Origin of the sequence: Nonomuraea sp. NPDC052129 (assembly GCF_040680095.1) — a bacterium.
Taxonomy (GTDB): domain Bacteria; phylum Actinomycetota; class Actinomycetes; order Streptosporangiales; family Streptosporangiaceae; genus Nonomuraea.
This window is the reverse complement of record NZ_JBFAVX010000028.1, coordinates 145,605-167,630: the sequence shown is the minus strand read 5'-3', so window position 1 is coordinate 167,630 and position 22,026 is coordinate 145,605. Positions and strand designations below refer to the sequence as shown.

Annotated in this window: 13 protein-coding genes and 2 pseudogenes; 11 read left to right on the top strand and 4 right to left on the bottom strand. The window is 63.8% G+C overall.

Going from position 1 to position 22,026, the window contains the following annotated elements; genetic code table 11:
* Positions 1-983 precede the first annotated feature (983 nt).
* The 11 genes and pseudogenes from AB0L53_RS42675 (at position 984) to AB0L53_RS42625 (ending at position 17,468) form a co-directional block, all read left to right on the top strand.
* Positions 984-2,258, top strand: coding sequence for a CBS domain-containing protein (locus AB0L53_RS42675; RefSeq protein ID WP_364007263.1), 1,275 nt, complete (start codon positions 984-986; stop codon positions 2,256-2,258).
* Positions 2,259-2,412: 154 nt separating this feature from the next.
* The gene (locus AB0L53_RS42670; protein ID WP_364007260.1) at positions 2,413-3,558 is read left to right on the top strand and encodes a hypothetical protein; all 1,146 of its coding nucleotides are present in this window, start codon (positions 2,413-2,415) and stop codon (positions 3,556-3,558) included.
* A 1,011-nt stretch (positions 3,559-4,569) separates the two neighbouring features.
* The gene (locus tag AB0L53_RS42665) at positions 4,570-4,716 is read left to right on the top strand and encodes a hypothetical protein (protein ID WP_364007257.1); all 147 of its coding nucleotides are present in this window, start codon (positions 4,570-4,572) and stop codon (positions 4,714-4,716) included.
* A 287-nt stretch (positions 4,717-5,003) separates the two neighbouring features.
* Positions 5,004-6,545, top strand: a complete 1,542-nt coding sequence (locus AB0L53_RS42660) for a restriction endonuclease (RefSeq protein ID WP_364007254.1) — start codon at positions 5,004-5,006, stop codon at positions 6,543-6,545.
* 1,028 nt (positions 6,546-7,573) lie between these two features.
* Positions 7,574-8,152, top strand: a complete 579-nt coding sequence (locus AB0L53_RS42655; protein ID WP_364007251.1) for a hypothetical protein — start codon at positions 7,574-7,576, stop codon at positions 8,150-8,152.
* The gene (locus AB0L53_RS42650; protein WP_364007248.1) at positions 8,124-8,690 is read left to right on the top strand and encodes a hypothetical protein; all 567 of its coding nucleotides are present in this window, start codon (positions 8,124-8,126) and stop codon (positions 8,688-8,690) included. The genes AB0L53_RS42655 and AB0L53_RS42650 overlap by 29 nt, the downstream gene beginning before the upstream one ends.
* Positions 8,691-9,130: 440 nt before the next feature.
* A pseudogene (locus AB0L53_RS42645) lies at positions 9,131-10,061 on the top strand (IS5 family transposase).
* A gap of 517 nt (positions 10,062-10,578) precedes the next feature.
* A complete protein-coding gene (locus AB0L53_RS42640) occupies positions 10,579-11,808 on the top strand; it encodes an IS110 family transposase (RefSeq protein WP_364007277.1) in 1,230 nt (409 codons plus the stop codon).
* Positions 11,809-11,948: 140 nt separating this feature from the next.
* The gene (locus AB0L53_RS42635; RefSeq protein WP_364007245.1) at positions 11,949-12,494 is read left to right on the top strand and encodes a hypothetical protein; all 546 of its coding nucleotides are present in this window, start codon (positions 11,949-11,951) and stop codon (positions 12,492-12,494) included.
* A 105-nt stretch (positions 12,495-12,599) separates the two neighbouring features.
* Entirely contained in the window at positions 12,600-13,424 is an 825-nt protein-coding gene (locus tag AB0L53_RS42630) for an IS5 family transposase (protein WP_364007242.1), read from the top strand.
* A 507-nt stretch (positions 13,425-13,931) separates the two neighbouring features.
* Positions 13,932-17,468 carry an NB-ARC domain-containing protein gene (locus tag AB0L53_RS42625; protein WP_364007239.1) on the top strand — a complete coding sequence of 1,179 codons (3,537 nt, stop codon included), beginning with the start codon at positions 13,932-13,934 and terminating at the stop codon, positions 17,466-17,468.
* Between the two features lie 50 nt (positions 17,469-17,518).
* On the opposite strand, the gene AB0L53_RS42620 is transcribed toward AB0L53_RS42625, so the two are convergent.
* The 4 genes and pseudogenes from AB0L53_RS42620 to AB0L53_RS42605 all read right to left on the bottom strand — a co-directional run bounded on the left by AB0L53_RS42620 (position 17,519) and on the right by AB0L53_RS42605 (position 21,994).
* Positions 17,519-18,256, bottom strand: a complete 738-nt coding sequence (locus AB0L53_RS42620; protein WP_364007236.1) for a class I SAM-dependent methyltransferase — start codon at positions 18,254-18,256, stop codon at positions 17,519-17,521.
* Positions 18,257-18,334: 78 nt separating this feature from the next.
* A pseudogene (locus AB0L53_RS42615) lies at positions 18,335-18,526 on the bottom strand (hypothetical protein); the annotation flags it as partial.
* 58 nt (positions 18,527-18,584) lie between these two features.
* The gene (locus tag AB0L53_RS42610; RefSeq protein WP_364007233.1) at positions 18,585-18,779 is read right to left on the bottom strand and encodes a hypothetical protein; all 195 of its coding nucleotides are present in this window, start codon (positions 18,777-18,779) and stop codon (positions 18,585-18,587) included.
* Between the two features lie 152 nt (positions 18,780-18,931).
* Positions 18,932-21,994 (bottom strand): hypothetical protein, encoded by a 3,063-nt coding sequence (locus AB0L53_RS42605; protein WP_364007230.1) that lies wholly within the window; start codon positions 21,992-21,994, stop codon positions 18,932-18,934.
* Positions 21,995-22,026 lie beyond the last annotated feature (32 nt).

Genomic DNA, 22,026 nt, shown 5'->3' with positions numbered 1-22,026 from the left:
GGCTGCCTCCCACTTCGCACGACCTGCTACGACAGGCCGTCGGCGGAGCCCTTTCATCTCCGCACGGTCATACAGCGCCTCGTGGCGCACGCCGCACCGCTTCCGGTGCTCGGGCCTTAGCGGCCCTGCGCTCCGGGTCGGCTTGCCAACGGATGACGTGGTTGCTGTCGCGATCGGGGCCGGGGATATGCGTGGGGTGATCTTGCGCGCCCCGGGCGTCGCGTAGGCCATTTACCCGGCTCAAGCCTCCTGACGAGGCGGATTGTCCTCCACTCCCCTAAAGGTGGTCCTGCGGTGCAGGGTGTCCACTTGCCACGAGGCATGAGGGCGAGGTCGTCGTATCGAGGCTTGCCGGCGAGGTCAGGATAGAGGCTCGATCCCGGGTTCGACTCGTCTTCTCCGCCAGCCCCCGAGCTACTCCTTTCACCACATGGCCCTCCAGAGATTCTGTTGCCCGGATGGTTGTTTCATGCCGCACGCGGCCATGGCTAGGAAAGTGCTGTTCCTCGGCATCAGTATCGGGTGATACTGACCATCAGTTTTGCCGACTTGATTCCAGGGCCATTGCCAGCCTTTGCGGATAGGGTGGATCACGAGCAACCAGTGCATCGGCCGGACGATGGCTGCCTAAGACTGCCGTGAGCATCTCTGTTTCTGAGATTTACGGTCAGTTGGAAGAGCGAAGTCTCCGAGGCCAGGGAGACCACGTCTACGGGATGGTGCAGGTGAGTACGGTAAGGCATGGCCGAGGGCGTGCAGCTTGGTTGGTCCGTAGCGGTGAGAAGGGCGAAGCCGAGCCGCGTGCGCTTCAGGAAGGCCTGGCACTCATCGGCTGGGCCGAGCTCGGTGATCTCGCAGCGTATGCGACCACGGATGAGCTTCGTACGTCGGTTAGCCGTGTCTATCCCGAGTCACCCGCGGGAAATGTGACCAGCCAGCTGTGGGGCTTCTCTCGGGAGATGGAGCCCGGAGATCTTGTAGTCATGCCCTTGAAGAGCCAACCAGGAAAGATCGCGATCGGCCAGGTCGTCAGCTCCTACGAGTATCAGCCGGGTAATCTCAAAGACTTCCCGAACGTGCGAGCCGTCGAATGGTTCCCAGATCGGCGGGCACGCGAGATCGTGAAGCCCGATCTCCGCGCGAGCATGGGATCGCTGCTTACCGTTTCCAGGCTGCGACGACACGAAGCTCCCCGTCGAATCGCCCAGCTTGCGACAGAGGGCATCGACCCTGGGGTCGACGGCGAACCCGAGATCACAGATGTGGCCAAGCTCCTGGAGAACGCCGTCGAGCGCGCCGAATCCGACCCTAGGAAATTGCCTATTCGACATCTCCTCGCACACTGGGGAGTGTGGCGGCGCACCTCCGCCGTGATCGAAATGATCAGAGACGACCTCGCGGAGGTCGGTCTGACGACACGTCCGCTCTTCACCGAGGGGTCTGTGGATACCGAGATCGCCCTGGTGCCCATCGCCAGCGAGCCGAGCCCGGCTGACGCTACGGCTAAAGAGGGAGAACAGGCTGGCGACCAAGCCAAACCCACATCTGGAAAACTGCGGCTGGGAAACCTGCCGTCCAAGCTGGTGTCCGTAACGCCGCACACTTCCCTCAACAGGGCTAGGACCCTGATGCTCCAGAAGGGCTTCTCTCAGCTCGCCGTCGTCGCTGAAGATGGGACGCTTCACGGCGCAGTGACCTGGGAGTCGATCGGCAAGGCCCACATCTCCTCCAACAATCCGACACTTCGGGATGCGCTCACTCCCCCCAGCGTCGTCGACCATGACGCTCTCCTGCTCGATCAGATCGAGGAGATCCGCCGTCGTGGCTTCATTCTCGTCAGAAACATCGACCGCAAGAACGTGACGGGAATTGTGACCGCCGCGGACCTTACAGGTCAGTTCGGGCAACACGCGAAGCCCTTCCTGCTGATCGAAGACGCGGAGAGCCGACTTCGTCGAGCCGCCGAGGTGTTCAGCGTGGAGGACCTTCGAGCTGCGGTGCCCAGGCATCAGCAAGCGAGAGTTCATGCACCGAAAGACCTCACCTTCGGGAACTACAAATACCTCCTTGAGGATCAGGGACGCTGGCAAACTCTTGGCTGGAAGATCGATCACTCGACTCTGCTCAACCTGCTGGAAGAGGTCAAACAAATCCGTAATGAGATCATGCATTTCGCTCTGGACTCACTGTCGGATCGTCAGCACGAGGCCATCGAGGAGCTGCTGATCCTGTTGGACGCGGCGGCCCCAGAGAAGTAGCGCCTCGTGTATCGTCATGTGCCTTCGCGGTAGCGCTAGACTTTCTAGCCGAGCTTGCCGTACTCTGCCGGCTGATCAGTGAGCGACGCAGGGCGACGTTGCTCATGGGCATTTCCCAGCGCCGCCCCCGACATCCGCGATATCATCGCCCGCCATGGGGATAGTTCACTTTTCTCGGTACGAGTGGGTACCGTCACCTACAGGGAACAGCAAAATTGACCGTCGCTACCAAGCCGATATAGCGATCAGCTTGGCTCGCGTAATCCTGGTCAATGGCCTCGCCTCGATCGCCAACAATAGGTACGGCTCCTATGAGTCGTTACGGCTCGAGGCGCAGCTTTTAGCGACCATGCTCACCAATAGCCATGCACAGGGTCATGGTGCACTTAGAAGAGCCCGAGCCTTTGACTGCTCTTCTCTGCATCTCCAATCGTTTGCTATAACGAGCGCCGGCCTTGGCCTGCTAACCGCAAGCATAGAGAGTCTACTTATTCAAGGCAAGCTTCGTCCGTTTCAAATCACTCAATTCGACCTGCTGCCAGCCAGCACGCGACGCGGAAGCGGAAAAAAGAACGAGCGGCCGGATCTTTTAATCAATCTTCCAAACAATCGAATCATGGTTGGCGAAGCGAAGGGGCGACGGCGCGGATCGACAAAGGTCACAAAAGCCAAGATATCCACCCTAGACAAACTATATCGCTGGGCGTCGACCAGCCCCTACAAAGGCTGTCCTCTCCTCATGAGTTGGGCGTCGATACTCGAAAAGAAAACGATTGTTGATCTATTTCACACCCCGCCAAATATCGACGTTGACCCTTACCGCGAAGAAGAGATTATCCGCGAGGAGGACCGCCACCCTTCCCGTCCTCAACTGGGGGAGCAGCCTCCTTATCGCTTCCCACCTCTCCCAATCACCCCACTGGACTGGGACGATCTACTAGACGAGGATGATCTACTGAATGACATTACAGTCGATTCCTCCCCCGAGATGATCCAAGATCTACTATTCCTTAGCGCCCCCGAACTCCCCGAACCATATTCCTCCCTCGCCAACGTTCCCATCAGAGGGTCTTGGGTGCCTCTTGAATCCAATCCGAAAGGCCGTTCAATGTTCGTTGGAGTCTTTAGAGAAGAACCTGACGAAGTACACAAGGCCAGGCTTCGAAGAGCTTACGTCACATCTGTAGCAGAGAACTATATCGCACCGCTTGATGTCGCAGCACAAGGACGCCTCGTCTTTGCGCTAGCACAAGACGCAGAATTTTCTACATGGGGCGCGCTAAGGCAAGCCATCCAGTAGATTCACGCGTTCCAAAGCTAATTAAACAAGGCCAGAGAGGCTGTGAGCATCAATACATTCAATCGCTATAAATCCCCCCGTTCTTACGTCAAAGCGTTATTCATCAAGCACTCAGATCCGGCAACGATCACTTCCGCGCCTCGGACTGCGGGAGTTCACCGCATCCGACGTCGACACGCTGCAGGCCATCTACGGCGGCCCGAAGGTGACCGAGCGCATGAGCTTCGAGCGCCGCACCGCAATCAGGCCTCGGCCACCATCACAGGAAATGATGCGCGCATCAGCAGGCCGCCGAATGACGCGAGTGCTCTCTTGGCGAACTGGGGATGCACGGGGGATGATCTTGTGCAGCAGACGCGCGCTACAGGCCATTTATGCAGTTCAAGCTAGCAGAACAGACGGAGTGGCCCCCACTCTCCTACGGCGGGCGCTCAATAGAGTTGCCGCACCGCTTCGGGCACTCGGACCTGGCGGGTGCTGCGACCGTCTGCACCGTTCCTGGTTTAGACATCTACCCCGGCCCCGCCTACGGCAGCCAGGCGCCTCAGGGAGTCTGCCCTCGCGCTGGCTGAGGGCGTCAAGGGAGTCAGGGGCGAAGGTTCGCTTCGCGTGCTTGAGCGGATCACGCTGGGTATCTGACTCCGTATGGGTGACTTATCGATCCCGGGTCTGGCATGCCATGCCGCGGTGATCACCGCGAGCGTGGTCGTGGCGGTCCTGATCTTCGTGCTCAACCAGTTGAGCCAGATGCGCCAGGCCCAGTTGACGGGATCAACGACCAATTGCGCGAGCTGTACGGCCCACTCCATGCGCTCGTCGACGTCAACACGCGGATCTGGGACGCCATGCCGCGCAAGAAGGGCGACGAGAGCTGGCGCAGATGGCGCAACCAAGCTTCATGCCGGCGACCCTGCGGATACGCGAACTCATCATCCAGCATGCTGCCCTGCTGATCGAGCAGGAGTTCCCCAAGCCGGTGCAGGACTTCTGCGCCCACGTACCTCTTACGAGGTGTTCTTCACCGACGAGGGAGCCGGGCCGGTCCTGATCGGACATCCTCCGGGTGACGCCTATGTCGACTACGTGCGCCCATCCTTCACCCGGCTGAAGGCAAAGCAGCGGCGGCTACTGCGGCTCGCCAAGCCGGTCTATCCGTGAAGTTTCCGAATCCGAGGGCGGGGAGCGAAAGGCTATCAACTGTGACAGGGGCCCCGGTCGGCGTGCCGCTTGAGTCGGACAAACTTCGCGTGGCATGCGCGTCTTGCCGTACACGCTGACGCGCTTGATCGTCCCTGCCATGGTCGGGACGAGGACCTTCGCCTCATAGCGACCGTCTTTGCGGGCAACGATCGTTCCTTCGCCGTTCGAGCTGGCGACGCGGCTTCCGTAGCTGGCGGTACTCGGGGCCGCTGTATTCAGTCACATGCGCCTGGCATGATCGCCCTATGACCAAACGTGGGCTATTGCAGGAGTTCCGGGCTATCACGTCGATCAAACGGCCCGCGCAGCGTGGTTACGCCCTCGAACGGTTTATGGTCGATCTGTTCCGCGCTCATCACTTTCAAACTACGCCGAACGCTGGAGCTGCCAAGCCTCGACAGGTGGATCTCTTCGCGACACGGGACGCGGAGAGCTACCTGATCGAAACAAAGTGGCGAAGCGACAAGTTGGACATCAGTGATATCGATGGTCTGCGGTCGCGGCTACGCCGAGTACCTGCTTATGTAGCCGGGCTCCTGGTCAGCGTTGAGGGATTCTCTGAGTCCGTGATCGCAGACGTGGTGGCGAACGCCGCCCAACCAGTCATTCTTCTGTCCGGTGGCGAACTTGAGCGAATCCTGCTCGATCGCGAGTCCCTGCTGCGGCTCCTGCATCGGAAGAAAGATGCCCTGCTTACCCACGGCGAGGTGCTACTGGACGCGCCGCTCGTGCAACCCAAGCCAGCGAGGCGCAAGAAGTCGGCCACGGCGCTGCCCGCGTCACCTGCGGAGTTCGTATGGCCTGACGGTCATCGCAGCCGCGTGCTGGACTGTCGTGGCGGGTTCGGGCAGTTCGTGTTCACCCAGGAGATCCCGGACATCGACTGGGTACCGGCTGCCGGCGTCGGCGTGACACTTGATCTGTACCCGGAGATCTTCAGCGAGCAGGCAGTCCTAAATTTGATCGATACGCTCGCGAGCCTCGGATGGGCGACCGGGCAAGCGCGCTGGAGCATCCAGCAGTCCTCCCAGAACTGGCACGGCCTTGGCACAGACGAGTTCACCGCAGCGCTCCCTCGGTGGGCAGAGCGAGCCTCGTCCGAGGATTCTCACCATTCTGAGGAGCTCTGCTACACCGATGTGTGCGACGGCGGGTTCTATACCCTCACGGCTAAACTCGCCGCTCACAAGTCGCGGCTCGCGTCGATAGTCAATCTGTCGTTTCAGCTACAAGGTATCCCGCTGGACCTAGCCCCGCTGATGCAACTGTGTAAGGCCATCGGACTTCATGAGGCGGTGTACTTCCGGCCTTTGGAAGGCCGATCGATCACCCATTCCCGGAGCTTCTCTACGGGAAGGCAGATCGATATCAGGGAAGTGGCCTACATCGTTCAGCCAGATGTGTTCGACCTAGACTTCGATCTTGACGACGAAGATGCAGGGCCAATCGCCAACATGCGAGTGCGGGAGTGGGTTACCGGAATTGTCATCGAGAACCCACTTTTCGGCGATCCTGAGCTTGCGCGTTCAGAGGTGGAACTGGAGCTGCGACCGCTTGAATCCAGTGAACTCGTAATCTGTAACCTCACCCACCACCATCCACTCGACTATGAGCCGGTGATCTACCGCACCAACCGAGTGGAGTGCGCAAGCTCCACGAGCGCACAGCTGTACGCACTGAGCTGTGACTGGGAGCCAGTCGAGCCGCGGAGCCGAATCCGCGATCTCATTCCGGGCGAGCCACGAGACTCTGGACGTCACCGGCCTCGTCCCACTGCTGGCCTGTAAGGTAGCCCGGTGCCGCGTCGTGGAGCAGTTCGTAAGACAGCGGAAAGGTGAGTCCCAGCCGCCGGACGTCCATGGCCGCATGGCGCAGTGCCTTGGCGGCGCGTTGCGGTATCGCTCCATTAGGACGGGAACACCGGCGAGGAACTGGGTGATTTGGCCATTGGAAGCTTGTCGCCCGGCCAGTTCCAGTCGAGGATCAGAGGTCGCCCGTAGAGCGTCGAGGTCCTGGTCGGAGAACGACTCGGGTATGGAGATCCCCATGCCGCTCAACAGAGCTCTGCTCTGGGCGTGCGGATCAGCGGCACCGGGAGAGGGCGTGGCCGTCAGGGTGGCCCAGTGCTCGGGCCACAGTGTGCCCAGCACGAGCACCGGTGCCCTGCCAGGGTTGCGCAGGAGCTCCCGCAGGCCTGCGACCACCCGCTCACCCAGCGAGTCCGGAGCAAGGTGGAACTGAGACTCGTTCAGCCACACCACGGTGCGGGGACCGATCTCGGACAGCACTTCGGCTGCCGCGTTGGGTCTGTTCGGGTCGATGGGGTGCCATAAGCGCCATCCGCTGCCGCGCAACCTCTGGACGGCCTCCCAACAGGCGCGGGTCTTGCCGGTCGATGATCCGCCCACCAGTACCGCCAGAGAATGAATATCCATCCATTGAGTTTCTGAGAAGGGCTACCGCACGTGACTTCCTGCGGCGGGTATGAGAGTCCCGGAGTTGGTAGAGATCTCGTAATTCGGCGCACATGGTTACGGCCGTTTGTCACGATCTGAATCACCACGATCTGATCACGAAGCACGGCCGTAGGGCGTCATTGTGCTGCACCGGGTCATCGGTAACCAAGCTCGTCTCCTTGTCCTGCTTTTCCGCACCTGGACGACAAGGCGTTCGTATCTTGTCTGGTCATACGCTGAATGACAGCTGCGGTACTAGGTCAACACCGTCAAGATCAACCGATAGTCGTTGGCACGCATCTCAGCCGGGCACCAAATGGCCGCTGGCAAGCGGCACTGCCCTCGGGCATGGTGAGGTTGTGGCCAACCCTGAGGAATCAGCACCCGATGTTCCTGGGAAGGACCTCGCGAAGCCTGCACGCAAGGAGGAACTGCCCAGCGCGGAGCTCCGGCACATGGTCGCCTTAGCGGTGACCTGCTCGGTTGTCCTCGTCAGCGGTCTCTTCATCGGCGTCCTCTGGCTGCTTGGTTTTCCTCCCCTCGTCCCGGTCGGACAGCAAGGCATTTCGCTGGCTCGCGCTCTGGACCTCCTGAAGCTCTCATTCGCCGTAGTCGCCGGTGTCGGTGGTGTCATCGCTCTGGTGGTCGCCTACCGCAAGCAGCAGGTCACCGAAGCCGCCGAACACCGCCAGCAGGCCGCTCATCAGCGGGAAGACACCAAGCTGTTCAATGAACGCTTTTCCACGGTCAGCGACAAGCTCGGCCACGACTCACCCGCCGTCCGCCTTGCCGGGATCCACGCCCTCGCCGGCTTGGCCGATGACGCCCCCACCCGAGACCTTCGTCAGACCGTGATCGACGTGCTGTGTGCTTACCTCCGCATGCCGTATGAGCCCGATCCCGGCGACGATGGAGACCGGGCTGAGCGGCTGCGGTAGCACAGTCAGGTTCAACAGAGCGAAGTTTGCCGATGGCACGGTTCGCTTCGTTGGAGCGGAGTTCTCTAGCCGTGTCGTGGACTTTGGTGGTGCCGAGTTCTCCGGTGCCCGGGTCAACTTCGGGCCGAGGTACTACGAAGAAGGCACGGTCACCAGCCTCGGCGCGAAATTCAGCGGCGCCCTGGTGAGCTTCGCCGGAGGGAGCTTCTCTGGCGGCACCATCTCTTTCGGCGCAGGGTTCTCGGGCGGCGAAGTCATGTTTACGGGCGCTATGTTCTCCAACGGCCAGGTCGACTTCGAGGGGGCCGAGTTCTCCGGTGGCATGGTGGACTTCGACAGCGCGAAGTTTTCCGGCAGCACGGTCAGCCTTGTTGGTGCTGAGTTCTCCGGCGGTCGGGTCGACTTCCGTCGCGTGACCGACTGGACGCATCCGCCACAGCTGCCAGACGGCATACCGGCCAACGTCGTGTTATTGCCGGCCAATACCGCCGTGGACGATGAGGAGGAGGATGGACCAGAGCGCCAGATGACGTGGTGACTGTAGTCCATCGTCTGGGGACATACACGGGATGATCAAGCAAGCCATGCGCATCCGCCACGGCGTTTCTGCAGGTCATACCAGACGGATAGGTGTCTCCACCCTCGCTCTCCTAAAGCGGGTGCCGCAGGTTCGAATCCTGCCGGGGGCGCTCTTCTTCACCAGGTATTTCTGCCTCTGGCCTGCGGCTTCTTGGCCGCAGATCTCTTGCTTTCCAGACCCTTGCTAGGTCGCCGAGGGCAGCCACATGCAGCCGTAGGACCATGATCACGAGATACATATGCGGGATGATCTTGAACGTATTCCCCAGGTCGGGCGCTGCTTGCATGCCAACAGTCGACCTGCTCTCAACAGGAAACCACGAAGGCACTTCGAGTTTCCCCTAAGAACTGTTTCTTAGATCTACTGACTAAAAGTGGCTAGGTTGTCACGATGGGTTTATGTGTCGTGGTGACTTAACGAACGCAGAATGGGAACGGCTCGAGCCGCTGCTGCCCGAGGGTGGCCAGCGGGGCGGGCGGTGGAATGACCACCGCACGACGATCGATGGGGTGTTGTACCGGGCCCGGACCGGGCTGCCGTGGCGTGATCTGCCCGAACGGTTCGGCTCCTGGATCACGGTCTACAAGCGGCATCGCCGTTGGTCGGCCGATGGCACCTGGCAGATGCTGCTGACCGCGATCCAGGCCGAGCAGGACGCCGAGGGCCGGGTGGACTGGGACATCTCCGTGGACTCCACCACCGTCCGGGCGCATCAGCACGCCGCCGGTGCGCCCCGTACCCCGCCGCGCCAGGGCGGCAAAAGGGGGACGTCGCGGGGACAAACCGGGGCGACCCGGTGCTGGCCGCTCTGGCGGCCCGGCTGGCGGAGGTGGTCAGGCTGGGGAGTGTTTAGGCCGTTCCCGGGGTGGGTTCACCGCCAAGATCCACCTGTCGGCGGACGGCCGCTGCCGGGTGCTGTCGTTGGTCTTGACGCCAGGCCAGTACGGCGACAGCCCGCAGTTCCGGCGGGTGCTGGAGGCCATCCGGGTGCCCCGGCCGGGGCCGGGACGCCCGCGCACCCGGCCCGACAGCCTGGCCGCGGACAAGGCTTACTCCTGTCGCGCCAACCGTGCCTACCTGCGCCGCCGCAAGATCCGTCACACCATCCCCGAACCACGCGATCAACGCGCCCACCGCCGTCGGCGCGGCTCAGCCGGAGGACGCCCCACCGGCTTCGACGCCGAACGCTACAAGGGCAGGAACGTCGTCGAACGGGCGATCAACCGGCTGAAGAACTTCCGGGCCGTGGCAACGCGATACGACAAACGCGCCTACATCTTCCTCGGCACCGTCACCCTGGCCGCCCTGGCCATCTGGCTCCGAACTTGATCTAAGGGCGTGTTTGAGAAGATCGTTCATGTTCCGCGTGGTGGTGTGACGGCTGGTACAGATGCCGCCCGACACTTTGGGCCGTCAAGGGTAGAGGGGTCGCTCCTCCACCGGATGTCCAACGGAGAACTCTCCAGGATCAACCGGGGACACGGCGTGCATGGAAGCCGTCCGGAACCGGTGCAAGCCCATGAGCTGGGACGGGTCCCTTCGCGGGGGCAGGGGAAGGCGCAGCCCTGGCAAGGATTGCTCCACTGCTCCGTTGCTACTAATCACTCTTAACGAGTCCAGCCGCTCCGGCAGACTCGGGCCTGGACAGCCGCCAGTGGGTGAGCACTCATAGCTACTGGACCTTGAGTCCCGCCCAAAGATCGTGCCCCCACTGGTCGGCCGGGAGAGTTGATCGCCGCTGGGATGTCGTGCCCATCCGTAGGGGTGTGAGCACTGCTTGATTAGTTCGCTGACGGTTCTCCCGCAGGCTGTTGAAATCGATCGGCATCGGAAAACGGGAGAAGCGTTGCGCCTGTTCGTGGGAGATGACTGGGCCGAACAGCATCACGACGTCGAGCTGATGGACGCCTCGGGGCGCAGGCTGGCCAAGGCCCGCCTGCCCGAGGGAATAGCCGGGATGACCAAACTGCACGCGATGATCGCTGAGCAGGTTGGTCAGGAGGTGGAGGCCGCCGACGTCGAAGTGCTGGTGGGGATCGAAACCGACCGCGGCCCGTGGGTGCAGGCGCTGCTGGCGGCCGGATACACGGTGCTGGCGGTCAATCCGCTGCAGGCGGCACGGTATCGGGAACGCCTGAGCGTATCGGGCGCCAAAAGCGACGCGGCAGATGCGCACATGCTGGCCGACATGGCCCGCACCGACTCCCACCAGCTGCGTCCGGTGGCCGGCGATAGCGCCGAAGCCGAGGCGATCAAGGTGGTGACACGGGCGCACAAGACACTGATTTGGGAACGGACCCGCCATGCTCAGCGGTTGCGGCACGCGCTGCGCGACTACTTCCCCGCAGCCCTGGAGGCGTTCGAGGACCTGGCCGCAACCGACACCCTGGAGTTGCTGGCCAAGGCCCCTGATCCCGCGTCGGCGGCCAAGCTGACCATTGGCCAGATCACCGCCGCGCTCAAACGAGCTCGCCGCCGGGGCATTGCCGACAAGGCCGCCGCGATCCAGGCGGCGCTGCGCACCGAGCACCTGAGGCAGCCAGCAGCCGTGACCGCTGCCTACGCCGCCACCATCGGCTCGGCGGTGGCGGTCCTCACCGTGCTAGGCGAGCAGATCAAGGCCCTGCAAGGGCAGGTGGAGGACCATTTTGGCCGGCACCCGGCCGCTAAGATCGTCCTATCGCAGCCTGGACTGGGACTGGTCCTCGGCGCCCGGGTGCTCGCAGAGTTCGGCGACGCCGAAGGCCGCTACGTCAACGCCAAAGCACGCAAGAACTACGCCGGCACCAGCCCGATCACCCGGGCTTCCGGCAAGAAGAAGGTCGTCCTCGCCCGCTACGTGCACAACGACCGGCTCATCGACGCCCTCGATTCTCAAGCCTTCACCGCCCTGCAGGCCTCACCGGGCGCTCGCGTCTACTACGACCGGCTCCGCGCCCGCGACGTCTGCCATCACGCCGCCCTCCGCCAGGTGGCCAACCGACTCGTCGGCATCCTGCATGGATGCCTGAAGACCAACACTCTCTACGACGAAGCAACCGCCTGGTCACACCACACCAAACCCCTCGCCGCTTGACACCCTAAGCACCTGGGATGTCTTTGAGGAGAACCGAACAGAGAGCGGGTTCAGCTACCGCACCATGTTCATCAACGTCAGCCGCCTGATCGACTATGATCCATTCCGGGTCAAGATCGTCAAGGAGGAAGGCGTTGGCCGTGACCGAGCCCCTTCAGGCCATCACAGCCCGCATGTCCGTCCCCGAGGGCCAGTACGCCGTCTCTGGCACCGGCCCCGACGCCGACACCGCCATTCCCTGCCCTGACAGCATCGACCCCACTGGTCTGATGGCTGCGGGCACCGACGGCGCGCTTGTCATCACCGGCGCCGACTATGAAGAGATCACCCTCACCGTGCAACTGTGGGACACCCCTCCTCCGCTGGAGCTCACCCCGTGGAGCGATTGCGTCGAGGATTCCTACACGGCCACCGGCCAGGCCTACCTGCACGACGTCGAGGGCCGAACGCCGCGGAACCTCCCGGACCTGGCCTTCGCCGGTCCCGGCAGCTACCGTTTCCGCCTCAGCGTCCGGGGTCGCGACGAGGCGGCCTTCGGTGCGGAAGACGCCGAGAACGAGGCCCCCGGCAGCTGCGCAGAGGAACACCTCCTGCAAATCTGGCCCGCCGCGCCCGCCCCCGCTGTGAGCCACAAGCTCACCGACCAGGTCGGCGCCGAGTGGCGCGGAAGCAGCGCAGAGCGCTAATCAGGGCCGACCAAGCTCGGTCCGGAGCTGCGAGAACCGCTGCCAACGACACGGTCGGCGTGGCTGGGTGACGACGACGGGCGCTGGTGCCGTCAGGGTGGCCGAATGCCTCTTGACCGTTACCCGTCGGACCTCACCGATGCGCAGTGGGAGCTGATCGAGCCTTTACTACCCGAGCCGAACAGCGGCGGGCGCCCGGAGAAGCATCCACGCAGGGAGATCGTGAATGCAATCCTGTACGTGGTGCGCTCGGGCTGCCCTTGGCGGTATCTGCCTACCGACCTGCCGCCCTGGCAGACCGTGTACTGGTACTTCCAGCAGTGGGAGCAGGCAGGAGTCACCGAGACGCTGCTGGCCGAGCTGCGCATCAAGGCCCGCCGCCAGGCCGGCCGAGACGATGCGCCGTCGGCCGGCATCATCGACTCCCAGATCGTCAAGGGCGCCGACACCGTCGGGCGCGACAGTCGGGGCTACGACGCCGGCAAGAAGATCAACAGCCGGAAACGGTTCATCATCACCGACACCACCGGCCTCCTCGTCACGGTCGCAGCCATGGCCGCCAGATGGCAGGACCGCGACGGCGCCAAGACCGCCCTGCTGTCGGCATACCTCACCACCCCCATCCGGCACGTCTTCGCCGACCAAGGCTTCGCTGGACGCCTGGTGGACTGGGCCCATGACACCCTGCGCACCACCCTGGATATCGTGCGCAAGCCCGTCGACCAGCGCGGCTTCAACGTCATCTCCCGCAGGTGGGTTGTAGAGAGAACGCTCGCGTGGCTGACTGCCTGCCGCCGATTGGCTCGTGACTACGAACGCGACCCCGCCATCTCCGAGGCGATCATCCGCTGGGCCGCTATCGCCGGCATGGCCCGCCGCCTCACCCGAGGAGGACCTGCCCGACGTCAACCGCGCTATATCTGCGACTGACGCACACTACAAAACGATCTTCTCAAACACGCTCTAAGAAACAGCTCTTAACCTCGCCAGCGCCTGGCCAGGCTCCTTTAAGTCAGTCCAGCCTCGCCGATTGAGCGCCGGTTCGAAAATGACATCGAGGCGAGCATGGGCCTCGTACAGTTCGACGTCCGCAAGCACTACCTCTTGACCGCTCCTAGAGGCTGGGACAGTTACGCCTTTGATCACGCGCGAGCGGTCCCGACACAGAAGCGATCAACGAGCCGCCGGTTGCGGTTCGGGGCTGCAATGCCCCTTTCAGGGCCAGAGATCAGGCCAGGCCACCCGAACCCCCGCAGGTCTATGACCTGGTCGCATAGCATTCACGGTACGCAATGTCCGCATATGAGAAGATTCGAGTTATTTCTCATATCATCAAGCGTCTGCGCCGGATTTGCCGTGCAAGATATGATGCGCTATCTGTGTATCGTGCGCATGGCCAGGTGATCGATGGTACGTCCCAAGAACAGACTTCCTAGCTTGTTGCTGGTCGTTACCACCCTTCTCGGGATCGTGATAGGCCTGCCGGTCAATGTGGTCAGCGATTATCTTCCGGCCGCCGTGGTCGGTTACAAGGGCATCTGGATAACAGGTCTCCTCATTCTGGCCCTGCTGATCGGATGTCTAACCTGGGCAATCCCACGGTTGCAGGAACGACGTCCCGTCGGGGCGCTGTTCAGCGTACCGGCGCGGGAATCCTGGATGGACCGGCCCGAACTGGAGGCGGTCATCACGGAATTGACGAAAGAGCCGAAGAGGTTCGCGCCTCTGCGTCGAATCGCTCAGAAGGTTCGCCGGCATGTTTTCCCGCCCGTGGGTAAGCGCGTACTCATCGCTTCATGGGGCGGGCTGGAGGATCCGGGAAGTATTACGAACAGTGTGAGCGTCGTGGGAATCTTCGGCCATGGGGGCGCCGGCAAAACCAGCCTGGCCACGACTGCATGTTATAGCCCCGGTATTCGCCGCTATTTCAAAGGTGGAATACTCTGGATAACCTTGGGCCGTGACAAGGGTGGCCTGGATCTGGTGGAGCGCATCAATGACGCGGTCGCTGAAATAAGCGAAGTGCGTCCGATGACCTCTGATCCGGAGCAGGCGAGCCACTGTCTGAAGCGAGCCCTCGCGGATCGCAAGATGACCCTGCTGGTCGTCGACGACGTATGGGACGACCGGGAGCTGGAGTTGTTCCTGCCCAATGAACCGACGTATCGCCTGCTGTTCACCACCCGGCTGCGTGCTCTGGTGCCCCCTTACGCCTGCCCCGTGAGCGTCGAGTATCTGTTCGAGGGCACGGCGTCCCAAATTCTCCGCGACGGCCTGCCGGTGCTGCCGGTGGGCGCGGAAGGCGAATTGCTCGATGTCGCAGGTCGTCTGCCGTTGCTGCTGAGCTTGGTGAACCGGCGCCTGCGGGAGGAGGTGGCGCGAGGCGGAGACATCAGCCTGGCAGTCGACCAGGCGATCGGACGGCTGCGCGAGAAAGGCCCGTCCGTCTTCGACATGCGGTCGCGAACCGTCCGCAAAAGGTTGGTCGCCGACACCATGGAATACAGCCTCTGCATTCTTGAACCTCAGGAGCGAGAGCGGTTCCTGGAGCTGTCCATTTTTCCGGAGAACACCGACGTACCCATCGAGATTGTCGAGCTTCTCTGGTCCGGGACCGGCGGACTCGCACCCCCGCAGACGGTTCAGCTCTGTGAGCGCTTGGAGGAGTTATCGCTGGTGTCGAGGAAGTGGCACTCCGGGCGCCAGCTTCTCGCTCTGCACGCGACCGTCCGCGCCTACGCTCGTGTGACGCTGACCGCGGAGGGGGTGGTCCGCTGCAACACCCGCCTGCTGGAGTCCCTCCCGGTCTCCTCAGCCGCCGCGTCCGAAAAGCGTCGATGGTGGTCGTTGCCCGTCGGCGCGGACTACTTCTGGGACAACCTTGTTTATCATTTCAAGGAGGCCGCGCTGGCTCACGAAGTCGAGAAAGTCGTCTGTGACCTGCGATGGCTCAGCGGCAGGATGGCTCGATCCGGTGTCTCTGCGGCCGAAAAGGACCTGTCGGAGCTGCGCACGCCTCTCGCGGACAAGCTTTGCAGCGTCATTCTACAGAACATTCATCTCTTCGACCCGGCGGATCCCGCCGAGGTCGTGGCGGCGACGCTGCTGACCCGCTTGTATGACATGCCCGAGTTATCCAAAGGGATTAAAGAGTATGTGGAGTCGTCGTCGGCATGGCACCTGAACATGCGATGGCCGTTTCCCGACCAGTCCCCCGATCCCTGGCTGGCCGTACGAGGGCACAGGTCCAGCGTGGCCGCCATCGCCATCGCCTCCGGCGGATCCTGGTTCGCGTCGGCGGGTTTGGACGGGGTGCTCAGCAGATGGAGTGTGGAGGGGCTTCAGCAGACGACATTGATCACCCAGGGCGCCGGAATGACGTCAGTGGCCATAGCGCCCACGGAAAAATGGATAGTGGCCGGCGACAGCGAAGGTGTCGTGCACGTGGTCGCGGCCGATGGCGGCGATGTCGTGTCGCTGCGAGGCCATCAGGAGGCGATCAATTCGGTCGCCATTTCTCACGACGGTTCGTGGTTCGCGTCCGCGGGAAATGACGGAAGCATTCTGCTATGGGGAGTCGACGGCTCTCGTCACGGCCGTCTTTACGCCCGAAGGGGCGAGGTGCAGGCCGTGGCCATTCCGGAGATGGGGCCGTGGCTGGCCTCGGCGGATTCGGACGGCGCGGTGCGACTGTGGGACGCAAAGGGCGGCATCAGCCGGGTGATTTTCGGCCGTTCCCGGCGACTGCGGGATTTGGCAATATCGCCCGACGGACAATGGCTCGCCGCGGTCGGCGACCTGGGCGTTGTCCAGCTCTGGGACTCCGACGGACGCGAACGGGCCGTTCTGCAGGGACATCGGGGCGCGGTGCGCACGGTGGCCATAGCACCTGACGGTGAGTGGCTCGTGTCCGGAGGACTGGACGGGACTCTTCGTCTCTGGACGGCTGACGCGACAAGAAGTCGTGTCGCCGAGTGCGACGGCGGCGGTGTGTCGGCGCTGGCCGTTGAGCCCCACGGTGCCTGGCTCGTGTCGGGAGGACTGGACGGCAGCCTCCAGATCTGGAACACCGAATCTCTCTGGCGAAGGGGATCCGCCAGCCATGGCGTAGATGTCAGGTCGGTCGCTGTTTCGCCCGACGGAACCTGGCTGGCGTCCGCCTGCAGTGACGGTTCCGTCCGTCTCTGGGATGCGAACGGAGTTTCGCGGGAGCTGCTGGGGCGGCATGGCCGCTGGATCAGTCAGGTCGCCATCGCCGCAGACGGCACCTGGTTCGCGTCTGCGGGATGGGACGGCCGGGTGTGTCTCTGGGACCCGGATGGTTCCCAGAGAGGAATGCTGTCTGGACATCGAGGCGGTGCGACCGCCGTCGCGATCGCGCCGGATGGGTCATGGCTCGCCGCTGCTGACTGGAGCGGCTCGGTGCGCGTCTGGGATGTGGGCTGCCGGGAGGTTCGCCGTGTGCTGACCGGTAGCCGGCTGTGGGTGAGCTCCATCGCGATCGCACCCGATGGCGGCTGGTGGGTGACAGCTGCGGAGGACGGTGCGCTGCTTTTGTGGGAGGCGGATGGCTCGTCCCGTGGCGAGCTGCGCGGGCATCGGAGCGGAATCCGCTCGGTGGCGATCGCGCCCGACGGCTCATGGCTCGTCTCGGCCGACACGAACGGTGAGATGCGGCTATGGGACGCAAAGGGCTGCCTCAGGCGCGTGCTCTCAGAAGGTGGCGGCGCTATAGAGAGCGTCGCCATCTCGTTCGACGGCTCGCTGATCGCTGCGGCATATTCGGATGGCCTGGTCCGTTTGTGGGATCCGCATCGTGCCAGCAGCCTGGTCGTAGTCCGGCTCTCCGGACCGTTGCGTTCGTGCGCATGGTTTCCTGACACCCTCATCCTGTGCGTAACCGGCGCGATGGGCATGTACTGCTTCACGGCCAAAGGACCGTCGGCGAGTGGCGAGCGGCAGCCGCTGGCGTGAACGTGACGGAAGGCCGGTATGCAGGTGAACAGCCGATTTGGGCGAAAGAGTCAGGCGACGCTGTGTCGACCGATGTCCATGCGAGCGGTCTCGTTCGCCTTGATCGATCGAAACCCAGAAGCGGCCTGATGGGCCGGGAGGGGTCCAGCTCCTCCTCGGCGCCAGACTTCACGATCCACTGGGCTGTGGTGTAAGCCTGCTCGAGGGCCACCGGGTAGCGTGCGGTCGTACTCGACGAAGACGGCGGCCGCGCTCGCGCCGACGGCGAGCTCGCGCACGAGCCGGTTCAGCCGGACGGCGAACTGGAGAACCTGCGGGCCCCTGGCCACGACCACCGAGAGCCCGAGCGAAGCGCCGGGCTTGAGCACCCGGTGGATCTCCCTGAGCACCCCGGCCTTGTCCCGCACGGTGCACAGCATGCCCAGGCACCAGGCGGCGTCGGCGGTTGCCGTGCGGAGCGGGATCTCTCGCCCGTCGGCCGCGATGATCGGCAGTCCGAACAGCCGGGCGGCCGCGTGGCCGGCGGCCGGCATCGGCTCGATCAGGATTGGCCGGACCCCGAACCGCTCGGCCGCCCAGGCCGCCGGCCCGCCGACTCCCGCACCCACATCGAGCAGCCGCATCCCGGGCGCCAGCTCGCACGCCTCGGCCAGCCATGCCAGCGCCGCGGGGCTCGCGCTGCCACGGCAGGCAGCCGGTACGGCATGCCGCTCCCCGAGCAACTCGACCGCGTCGGCGGTCCAGCCCGCGACATCGTCGAACTCGGCGACCATCGCCAACGCGGTCACAACGACTTCCCCTGTTCAGTGATGTGGCCCGATCGGCAGCCAAGACAGGACAGCCCCGGCACTTGTGACAAGATCCGGCTACTCGACGAGCTTTCCCGCGGTCGAGACCTCGCGCATGAGCGCCGCGATCTCGGCGGGAATCGGCGGGATGCTCTCCCTCTCCACCGATCCGGGGCCGGACCACACAAGGTTGACCTGCCGCGCGGGGTCGAGTTCCGGGTAGTCGGAGCGGTTGTGGCAGCCGCGGGTCTCGCGGCGCTCGATCGCCGTTTCGACGGTCGCGCGCGGCGAGCGCCGCGGACTTCAGGTCGAAGGCGTGGGCCAGGTCCTAGAAGCCGGCGATGTCTGGACGCACGCCCATCCCGCTGATGCGCCCCTTGACCGCGGCCAGTTCGGCGAGGCCTTTTCGCAGGCCGCCCTCGTCGCGTACCACTCCGGCGTGCTCCGTCATGATGTCGCGGAGCGCTCGCTGCAGCGCGCGTACGTTCTCGGGGCCGTCCGCGGCGAGGAGTTCGTCCCTCACCCCGGGCCGCTTCGGAGACGAGGGTGCCGGCCGCGTTTAGCACCGCACATCATAAGAAGCCCACGGCGAGGAGGAGAACCGGGTGTTTGGTAACTACGTGCCCGGCAACCAAATCCGTGCCACAGGTCCTGCGGCCGCACCACACGGTTGGATCAGCTCTGCGAGGCACGCTCAGTGATCTGCCTGATCCGATCATGGTGCGCGTCAGCGAGACGTTCGAGCTGTCCCGGGTAGCGCTTGTCATACTGGATGAGCGACAACAGCAGAGCAGGGTGTCGTAGCTGTGGCACGGACTCCCATACTCCACGGGCGATCGGGTCGGTGCTGTTCTTGTCGACCATCCACGCGATGTGGCCCAAGGCCGCGTCCAGATCTCGCAGCACGTCCATGACGTGTTTCAACGACTCGGGCGGGCACGTGGCTAGCGTTTTGGCCAGAAAATCCGTCTCAGGCATTGCCCAGTTCCTGGTGCCTGTGCCGGGTTTGCCGGGGAAGTCTGCGCGGCCGGCCCGGTCCAGCATCGCGAGCAATTCCTCGGCGGTGAGGTGGCCGCTGGCTACGCGGCCGATGACACGCCGTCGCTTGATATTCCGCTGCCACTTGGAGAGAACGTTCCCGATGAAGAAACCCACAATGATCAGACCCACCGCCACCGCGCCGCGCGCCGCGGTCTGTTGGTCCGGGGTCACGTTCGGGAGTTCGATGGGCAGCCCGAGGACGACGAGTACGAGGGTCAAGCAGAGCCCGCGGTTGAACCAGCGGAGCACGGTAGCGATGTCGATCGACTGCACCAGGTTCCGCTGGACGCCGCGGAGGATCAGGTTCGGGTCGCGGGAGGCGACGTACTGGTTGAAGAGGTCACGCAGCGGGCGCAGATGGGGGAGGACCCAGTCTCGTACGTCCTGGGGCAGCCGTCCTGTCCAGCCCATGTAGACCACTAGCGCGACAGGCCATGTATCGGCTGCCGCCCTGAACATCTCGAGCGCTGCGGTTCCCACCTCCCCCATCAGGAGGGAGACGGCCGCGTGCACGGCCAGGACGGTGGTGGCGATCGTGAGGATGAGCCCGGCGAGCGCTGGGATAAAGGCAGCGGTGTACGCCTGTCGGGAGATGGTCCTCAGCTGCAGGCCGGAGCCGTACAGGAAGAAGGCGCAGACCAGTAGCAGCGGCGTCCAGAACCACCACTCACTGAGATGTGTGACCAGTTGGCCGCCGATCTGGACGATGCTCACCACCGCCCATGCCTGGAGCAGGCGCATGGTGGCGCGAATAATGGCCGCCAGGCCAAGGACGTCGTCGTGGAGCCGGATCCTGGCCCGTGGCACCAGCAGGGTGACCAATGGCGGGGACTGCAGGACCCGGCCGACGAGCAGCAGCCGGACGTGTCCCGGCAGGCGCAGGAAGGTCTCGGGGGAGGCGCTGAGCTGCTCAGCCGCGTCGAGTACCAGCTCGTCGGAGCGGTTCGCCCGTACCAACCGGGTCACCGCCCACGCCCCGACCTCTGGCGACGCGAGCGGCAGCAGGGCCAGGGCACGGTTCTGCTCCGCCGGTCTGCCGCGTACGAACGCGCTGACCACGATGCGGTCGATGAGCGGCGTCAGCTGGGCGAACTCAGGCACGTTGCCCTCCACCCTGTTCAGCAGATCGAGCACGTGCCTCATCGGTGCGGGCCAGGCCAGCCCGGACGGTGCAGTCGCGGTGGGAGCGTTCGGTGGAGCCGCCAGGTATGGGGTCACGTCCTCGATTCCCCACTCCGCCTTGGTCATCTGCTCGTCGAGCACCTCGCGGGCTGCGGTGATCAGCTTCTCCCGCAGCTCACCTTGATGGAGGCCAAGACAGAGCGCCACGGAGTCGCGCCAGACCGGCGTCGTGATCAGGGGTCTCGGGTCAAGGCTCCCACGCATGCGTACGAGCCAGCGCGCCGCGAAGTAGTCCCTGAACATGCGGCTGGCGAATACCGCTGACCCGTTCCGGTAGGCGTGTATGAGTCCCGCCGCCGTCAAGGCCTGGACGGTCGCGGGAGCCGGGGACTCGGTGCCCGCTGTCAGGTCGGGCTCGATCGCGTGGGCGGCCAGGGCCTCGGCGACCTCTGCGGCCTGGAGCGAACCATCAACGGCCGCCAGCCGCTCGGCTACGGCCGCCTCCAGCAGTTCGTACGAGGTGCTGGGGAAGTGCTCGGCTCCCGCTCGCCGCACGTAGTCGCAGAGGAGCTGCAGGAACAGTGGGTTGGCCGCACGCCGCGCCAAGTCAGGGTGCTCAGCCAGGTGCGTGAAGAGTCCAAACAGCGCACTGTCGGCGATGCCTCTTCTCGTGGCTATGTCCTGTTGCTGTGCGTAGGTCAGCGGCGAGACGCGCAGGATGTCCTCACCGGCGAGCATGTCGGGCTCGTCCTGGATCACGACGACCGCCCTGAATGTCGGCCCGCTGTCGGTGAACTGACGAATGGCCTTCAGCAGCGTCTCTCTCGACTCGGCGGTGTCGAAACCGTCGAACAAGAAGACCCACCTCAGCTTCCGTCGTTCGGTCAGCAGGCGACGGAGGTCGTCCTCGATGATCGAGTTCCCATCAGCGACGAACCTGTAGATGTGGCTGCGTATGACGTCCGCCGTGACAGGAACAGCCAGCGCGGCGAGATCAACATATAAAGCGATTCGGCGAGGCTTCTTCGTGTTCAGGATGTGTCGGCGTGTGCGCCACACTGCCTTCCGCAGGGCCAAGGTCCTACCGGAGCCGGCTTCTCCAAGGATGAACGTAACCTTGGCGTCGGACCGCAGCAGCTCCCGAGAAACAGGCCGCCGGCGGCGGAACCTCTTCTCGATGGTTATGAGAGGCTCGGTGACCTGGACCGGCTCGCCAAGCCTCTCGACGACAGTCTTGGAGATATACCGCAACTGGTCCACATACGTCTCCGGCCCCGTCCGCGCGACACGTACGGCCCCCAAGATGAACACGGCGCAGCCGATCCCTGAAGCCACCCACGGCGTCAAGCCCGGCCAGGCGCGAGGCGGAACCCCGGCGGCAGTGAGCCAGATGTACAGGCCGAACCCGATCAATAGCAGGCCCAACACCGAGAAGGTCCGCCCGCTGATCCTCCGGAACGCCTCCTCACGACCGTGCGCGTGCGTGAAGGCGTCGAACCGCAGGCTGATCAGGGCCGCCACGGTGGCGATGGCGGACAGTGTCCAGGTGATCTGGTTGAGGAGCTCTTGCGTCACGACCGCACTCCCAGATGTTCGGCTACCTGAAC

Excerpts from the sequence above, each read along its gene's own strand:
- AB0L53_RS42675 (WP_364007263.1), top strand. The coding sequence starts at position 984 with ATGCCCTTGAAGAGCCAACCAGGAAAGATCGCGATCGGCCAGGTCGTC.
- AB0L53_RS42670 (WP_364007260.1), top strand. The coding sequence starts at position 2,413 with ATGGGGATAGTTCACTTTTCTCGGTACGAGTGGGTACCGTCACCTACA.
- AB0L53_RS42660 (WP_364007254.1), top strand. The coding sequence starts at position 5,004 with ATGACCAAACGTGGGCTATTGCAGGAGTTCCGGGCTATCACGTCGATC.
- AB0L53_RS42650 (WP_364007248.1), top strand. The coding sequence starts at position 8,124 with ATGGAGACCGGGCTGAGCGGCTGCGGTAGCACAGTCAGGTTCAACAGA.
- AB0L53_RS42630 (WP_364007242.1), top strand. The coding sequence starts at position 12,600 with ATGCCTCTTGACCGTTACCCGTCGGACCTCACCGATGCGCAGTGGGAG.